We start from the raw sequence: 7,059 nt of genomic DNA, 5'->3' as shown, positions 1-7,059 counted from the left end.
ATAAGATCCATCTGATTTGAGGTAATACCAAGCTTTGTAGTAAGAATCATAAATCCATTCACCCTGAGCCATCTTACCATCTGATTTGAGATAGTAACTTCCCTGCCAAGTATTGCGTGCATAAGATCCATCTGATTTGAGGTAATACCAGGCTTGGTAATAGTTATCGTATACCCACTCATTCTCAGCCATTCTTCCATCTGACTTGAGGTAGTAAGCACCCTGCCAAGTATTTGTTACTGGTTTCCCATTTTCAGAAAAATAGTACCAAGACCCATTCTGACGAACCCAGCCACTTTCAGCTGCTACACTTGGGGTAGGTGCTACATTGGTGTTAGCTTGTGATGTACTCGACTTTTTCTCTTTTAAAACACCCTTAGGCGCATTCTTCGATTCACAGGCAATCCCATCATGATCCTTATCTAGAGTAGCAGAATACCCTGGTTCTCCCTTATGAATATCTGCATAACCATTCTCCCAAGCTTCCTTACAGCTTGAAAAATGGATACTTTCATCTGCCACAACTGGATGTAAAAACAAAGCTAGAGCAGGTAAAGAAGCTAGGCCTAGTTTTAATAAATGACGTTTGTTCATGATTTTCTCCTAAAATTATAATATCAATCTCAATATTATTTTATCAAACTTATTTCTGCAATTCAAGAAAACTTCTAGTTATTTCTGCAAACTCTTTTGGTTTTGCCCTATTCAAAACATGAGGGCCGTCAGGGATGATCTGAAACTGAGAATCTGGCATCAGTTCTTGAATAGCTCTCATTGAACTGAGATTAGGCTTATCCTGACTACCACAAATTAACAAGCTTGGATAGGGACAATTCCGTGCACTCTCTCTTAAATCAAGTGTTTTTAATTCCTCAGAAACTCCAACCATAAGAGCTTTATCTGCTCCCTGTTTCTCAAATATCCTTTTTGGGAGTAGTTTAAATATCAGCAACTGAATGTAAAAAGGAATGTTACCTGCTAGTTTCAGTGGGCAACCTGACAAAACCAAGGCCTGAAGGTTTGGTATATCATAACTTGAAAGCTCCAATGCAAGGGCAGCCCCTAAGGACAAACCGATTAGGACAAAAGGTTCTGTTTCCACTGTTAAGCGCTGATAAATGCGCTCCTTAGCTTCTTGATAGCTAGCAACTCCAGCAGGGAATAAGTCTAGGGCTTCAGAGGGATAATCTGTTAGCAAATCCTGAACTTCTTTCCAACTATCTGCTGACTGTCCCAAACCGTGTAAAAATATTAGTTTCATTTAGTGCTCCTTTTTTACTGACAACTCATATAAGCCCCTTACTGCATTACAAGCATAAATGACTTCTGCCTGTTTCAAATCTTCTACGGTCAAGATTTTCTCTTCTACCTGCCCGATTTCAAGTAAATGCTGGCGATAAATCCCTGGTAAAATGCCAAGACTACTAGGTGGGGTATAGAGCTTGCTATTCATTTTTAAGACCAGATTCCCAATAGAGGTTTCTAGCAGTTTTCCATCAGCAGTGTGATAGATGATTTCCTGCTCTCCCACTGTCAAATGCGGTCGGTGTGTCGTCTTAAAGTAGATAAAGGCCTGCTCCAAATCAGCTTCTTGCAGACAAAGTTTAGCCTGACAGAAGCTAGAACTAAGTGGTGTCAATACTTGTCGATCAATTTCTATTTCTCCAGACTTGCTGAGACTGATTCGCAAACGGTAGTCTTGATGGAGGTCACAAGCTTGGCACTCTTCCTCTATCTTTTGTCTCAAGTCTTCTGCATCAAAAGGAAAGGCAAAATAACGACTAGCCTTTTGTAGTCTTTCTAGATGTTGATTTTCAAAGAGAAAGGTTTTCTGGCTGATTTTCCCTGTCGTTATCAGTTGAAAGCGAGGCTGTTTTCGGTAAAGAACAGCAGCCTTTTGCTGGACTTCACGGTATTCTGACTTCCAAGTACTATCCCAAGTGATGCCACCACCAACTCCATAGATGGCTTGCCCTCGATGCAGTTGAATGGTACGAATAGCCACATTGAAAATCCGTCTTCCATTTGGAAGTAGGAGACCAACAGTTCCACAGTAAACTCCACGCGCTTGTGGTTCCAAGTTCTTGATAATTTCCATGGTTGCTATCTTGGGAGCTCCTGTGATAGAGCCACATGGAAAGAGCGATCGGAAAATTTCAACTAGGTCAATATCCGGTCGTAACTGACTCTTGATGGTCGAAGTCATTTGCCAAACTGTAGAATACTGCTCTACTTGACACAGACGCTCCACATGCTCACTTCCGACTTCAGAAATACGGTTCATATCATTGCGCAAGAGGTCCACTATCATCATATTCTCTGAGCGATTTTTGGAATCTTGCTCCAACCAAGCGGCCTCTTTCAAGTCGTCATTGTCGTTCAGACCCCGTTTAGTCGTCCCCTTCATAGGGCGAGTCGTTAATTCACGGCCATTTTGCTCAAAAAAGAGTTCTGGACTCATGGAAATCACTGCCATGTCGTCATGCTCTAAGTAAGCATTGTAACCAGCTTCCTGCTCGACAACCATACGATTGTAGATAGCAAAAGGATTGGCAGACAACTCCTGCTTGAGTTGAACCGTATAGTTGACCTGATAGGTATCTCCTTGTCGTAAATGATGATGAATCTGAGCAATTGCCTTTTCATAGTCCTCAGCAGATGTTACTTCCTGCCAGTTTGATGGCAAATCCACCTCCTCATAAGTCAGAGGAATGCTAGATTTTTCAGCGCTGTCATGAATAGTGAAATAGAGGAGATACTCTCCCAGTAAGGGCGCCTTGTGAACTGCTAATTTTTCCTCAAAAGCAGGCGCAGCCTCATAACTGATATAACCTACCACATAATAGCCTTGCTCTTGGTAGTTTTCCACTTGAGCTAATAAGTCTGCCACTTCTGCTAAATCTCTGGTTTTTAACTCTTTGATCGGTCGGGTAAAGGTGTATCGCTCGCCCAAAGCCCTAAAATCAATCACTGTTTTTCTATGCATATCCTAAGTATACCATAAAAGCCAGACCCCAAACAGGAGATCTGGCAATTTTATTCTTTGAGAATGCTAAAGTAGTTTTCACTTCCTTAGAAAATCTGAACACACTCTCTTTTATCTATCCTTTAGGAAAGAGTTCGAAGGAAAAGGCATCTGTAACCTGCAATAGTTTTTGGAAGACTTTTTTCTTCAGAGCTACTGTATAGTTGGCAACTGAGCCTCCATACTTAAAGTTTCGGTAATCCGTTTCTACTGCTTGGTCAAATAAATCTTGCAATTTCTCGTAAGAATCAATTTGCTGACCATCAATTTCAAAACTATGGATTCCTCGTTTTGCCTTAGCAATAATAGCATCAAACCAGGTCTTCTTCCATTCTTCTAAGTTCTGGAACTTGCCTTTCGAAACCTTCTGGATAATGAAATCATCTCCAAGGGTGTCATGCCCCTCGCTTAACGCCTCATCCTTGTACTTATTAGAAGCATAACCTAGGAAACCATTTTCGTAGCCATAATAACCCCACATACGGAAGGCATTATGCTTGAAGGAGATGGCTCCAGGAGCTCCCTGACTGGTATTCCCACCATAGATAGCATCCACCATCTTGACATTGACATAAGCTGTCTTGAGTTCTTCTGGTCGATAAGTTCCTTGGTAATGCCTATTGGTGATGATGTTATTTTTGATTAAGTCATCCACAGAATTTAGCTGAGTCTTGGCTTCCTCATCTGTCAATGGACGGACATAGTCCCACTGGTTTGGAGCAAGGAGTTTATTATCCTGGTCCTGATGACGCATTTGCTTGGTCATCTTGCTGAACCAAGCCTTCTTCAAAGCAAGATCATTCTTAGCGAGAACTCGTTCTCCTTCCAGATAATCTAGAAGCATCAAGGCCTCATTATAACCTTTCATGTAGTGGTCAATCTGCTGGCGTGTTTGCAACTTGGTCGGATCTGGATTGTACCATTGGTCCCCATCATTTGGTCGCATGTAAGCCATATTTATACCGAGGGCGCCGTACTCACCCTGATGACCTTCCTCAGCCGGTGACTGGAGCATCCCCTGAGCATAGGCTTCTACATAGGTTCCTTCACGATGTTTGTAACCACCCAGATAGACAATACGATCGTTGACGTGAGTTGTCTCATGGGTGTAGACAGACAAGCCATACTCACTCATCATATCGATTTCCACAAAATGAACAGCATCTCTGGCATTTATCTTTGGATAGATAGATGCATAAGCTCCTAGCTTATTGTCTTTATAGTAGCGATCTGCTGGTCCAAATACCTCACGAATTGGCGCGTAGTCTTCCATACCACTGGTATGTCCATAACGCTCTACCCAGCCACGTCCATCAACGCGATAGCCTTCCCAAACTGGTGTAGCTACATTAAAGTCACTCTTAACCATACGGTCTTTAACTTCATCAGTAGCAAGTCGATACCAAAAGTCCAAGTAAGTCAACTGACGGTCCGCTACTAGGTCGATGTCAGCTTTCATCTGATCTATGGTTTTGCCAGATTTATCAGCTGATCCGAAAGTAATGGTATTGTAGTTGGAAATCAGGAACATCTGTGCCTTCTTAACATTCAACAAAGGCAGAATCATATTGCGATGCAACCAGTTATTAAGATTGTCATAAGCCCGATGCTTCCGATTTGCAATTTCTTGATTCTTCGAAGCTCTCTCGGCTATGTACACATGGCCCTTGGTGGCATTCACAAACCAGTCATTCATATCCTTGTCAGTCGTCAATAACTGTCTGTTGTAGTCTAAGAAGGCATGTAAATCTTCAGATTTTGTATCCTTGGCTAGAACTCTAGCAAAAGTTTCATGAGTCTGGTCACCTTTTAGGTTGTTCTCTCTTGAACCAAGTTCAATCAATCGATCCAAGATATCCACATTTTGCCCATAAAAATCTGGTTTAAAGAGCATGAGTTCTTTCAGATTGTAATCCGCAAATCGGATACCGTAATAGCGATTAAGATAAGCAAGTCCCAGCATGATAGCTGATTGATTGTCCTGAACTTTTTTCTTCAAGGTAGCAGTTCTAGTAGGCGAATCATTCCACTGGTAGTCTAGATTTGTAAGTAACTTATCAACCAGGCTTCCTAGCTGCGCTTTGACCTCTGCAAATCTTTCTTCCAGATACCAATTCTTCACAGCCTCAACCTTCTTATCAAGGCTAGTGGTTTGATCATCTAGGATTCGATAAACTCCATCCGACTGTAAGTCCACTGTTTTCAGGATAGATGTCAAGTCCTTAACAAGGGCTGAACGGTCCTTAACCAGCATATCTGGAGTATAAAGCACATCTAAGTCAGCAATCTTATATTCCTTAACAGCAATCAAGCCAGAATTCTGAGCACTAATCGCAAATACATCCTTGGTCTTGTCTGCATAATGAACCATGATATGGTCTGCCACTGAAAGATCCGTTACAAAGTCTTTCTCTTTCATGGCTATAACAGAGATTACCTGCTTCTTGGCTAGATTGTGATCAAGATCCAGTTTATTTCCTTGATTTACAATCCATTCTTTATTGTAGAAAGGCTGTAATTTTTCAAGGTTGCGATAGGCTTGATCATGGTGGCTATCATAATCTTGGATATCCTGATAAGCGTATTCTTTTACACCAGCAATCGTAGGAGAATCAGCACTTGACTTAGCCAGATAGTAGCTAAAGCCTTCTTCAAAATTTTTCTGATCATTGCGTTGAATCAAGTCAGTTGCTTCAGCATTCACCTTATAATATTCTTTTCCATCAATTCTCCCAGTTTGAATAGACTTGATGGCTAAACGGCTGGTCTTATGGTCCTCTGAACTAATCTTGAGGTAATAGTCTTCCAAGTTTCTTGGCACTTCTGTCAAGTGCTGAATCACAGACTCTTTGCCATTTTCAACCTTGACAAGGCTTGTTTCCTTGATATCTTTTATTTCCAGCTTTTTAAGCTCTAGACGGAGATTTTGGTCCTCAAGCAGAGTGCTCTCCTCACCCTTACCACGATTAAAGACCATCCTTGTAGAAATAGTGTAGTCCGTGTAAAGTTTCAGATTGTCAACTGTTGCTTCCAGCTGATCACTCGTCAAGTCCAGAGTCTGTTCCTCTAGCCCCTTGGCTTTAATAGTGGCACTGATTTTTGAAACGGTAACGCCATCTACCTTGTCCAAGTTATAGCTTAAGCGAGCTGAACGGCCCATCGAATTTCCAGTAATATTTGAAAGAGTTAGGACAGGTTCAGGTTTAATTTCTTCTTTTTCCTTACTGCCACGGATGATAACCTGATCTTTAGCTTCTTTTAAAATCCGTGTTGTTTCTTTCGGCTCTGAAATACGTTTCCCATCTTTTTCCTCATAGCTGGTAACAATCTCTTTCTCACCATCTTGACCGACTTGCTCAATTCTTGTTTCACCGACAAGCATGTCTGGATCAATCTTTTCCCTAGTTTGTTTAGGAATCAACTCTTTTCGGACTTCAACATGTAGAGTCGGGTTTGCATCTTGAACGAGCGCTTCAGTGGTATTAACGCCACCACTATAGATAGAGAGTTCCTGTTTCAAAATTTCAACTGGAACTGCGCCTCCTTCATAATCTGGCAAGGCTTCAGCTATTGCTCCTTGACCATTGACCCCACCTTCAAATGTTGGTTTAGACGGTTCAACCAAAGATTCACCGGATACGCCACCTGTAAATTCTGGGCGTTCCTGTTTCAAGGTTTCAACTGGGACTACGCCTCCTTCAAATATTGGTTTAGACGGCTCAACCAAGGATTCGCCGGATACACCGCCTGTGAACTCAGGATGTTCCTGTTTCAGTGTGTCAACTGGGACTGCGCCTCCTTCATACTCTGGCAAGACTTCTGCTACTGTGCTTTCTCCATTAACTCCACCTTCAAATGTTGGTTTTGTTGGCTCAACCAAAGATTCGCCTGATACACCGCCTGTAAAGGCAGGTTTCTCGTGGACTTCTGGAAGGCCACTTTGACTGCTAAAATCTGGTGTATACTCTGGTAAGCTTTCAGCTACCGTACCTGGGCCATTGACGCCACCTTCAAATGTTGGTTTTGTTGGCTCA

4 protein-coding genes are annotated in these 7,059 nt (G+C 42.0%); all 4 read right to left on the bottom strand.

Annotated elements, in window-relative coordinates; all coding sequences use genetic code 11:
* Window positions 1-594: excalibur calcium-binding domain-containing protein (locus HMPREF2619_RS03305; RefSeq protein ID WP_083279580.1), on the bottom strand; the 594-nt coding region annotated here is incomplete at its 3' end.
* A 49-nt stretch (window positions 595-643) separates the two neighbouring features.
* Window positions 644-1,261, bottom strand: a complete 618-nt coding sequence (locus HMPREF2619_RS03300) for an alpha/beta fold hydrolase (RefSeq protein ID WP_070458993.1) — start codon at window positions 1,259-1,261, stop codon at window positions 644-646.
* Window positions 1,262-2,986 (bottom strand): aminodeoxychorismate synthase component I, encoded by a 1,725-nt coding sequence (gene pabB, locus HMPREF2619_RS03295; RefSeq protein ID WP_070458991.1) that lies wholly within the window; start codon window positions 2,984-2,986, stop codon window positions 1,262-1,264.
* Window positions 2,987-3,101: 115 nt separating this feature from the next.
* The coding region (locus tag HMPREF2619_RS03290) for an SIALI-17 repeat-containing surface protein (RefSeq protein WP_070458989.1) at window positions 3,102-7,059 on the bottom strand (3,958 nt) is incomplete at its 5' end.

Origin of the sequence: Streptococcus sp. HMSC074B11 (assembly GCF_001808705.1) — a bacterium.
Classification (GTDB): Bacteria; Bacillota; Bacilli; order Lactobacillales; family Streptococcaceae; genus Streptococcus.
This window is presented reverse-complemented; position numbering and strand designations above follow the sequence as displayed.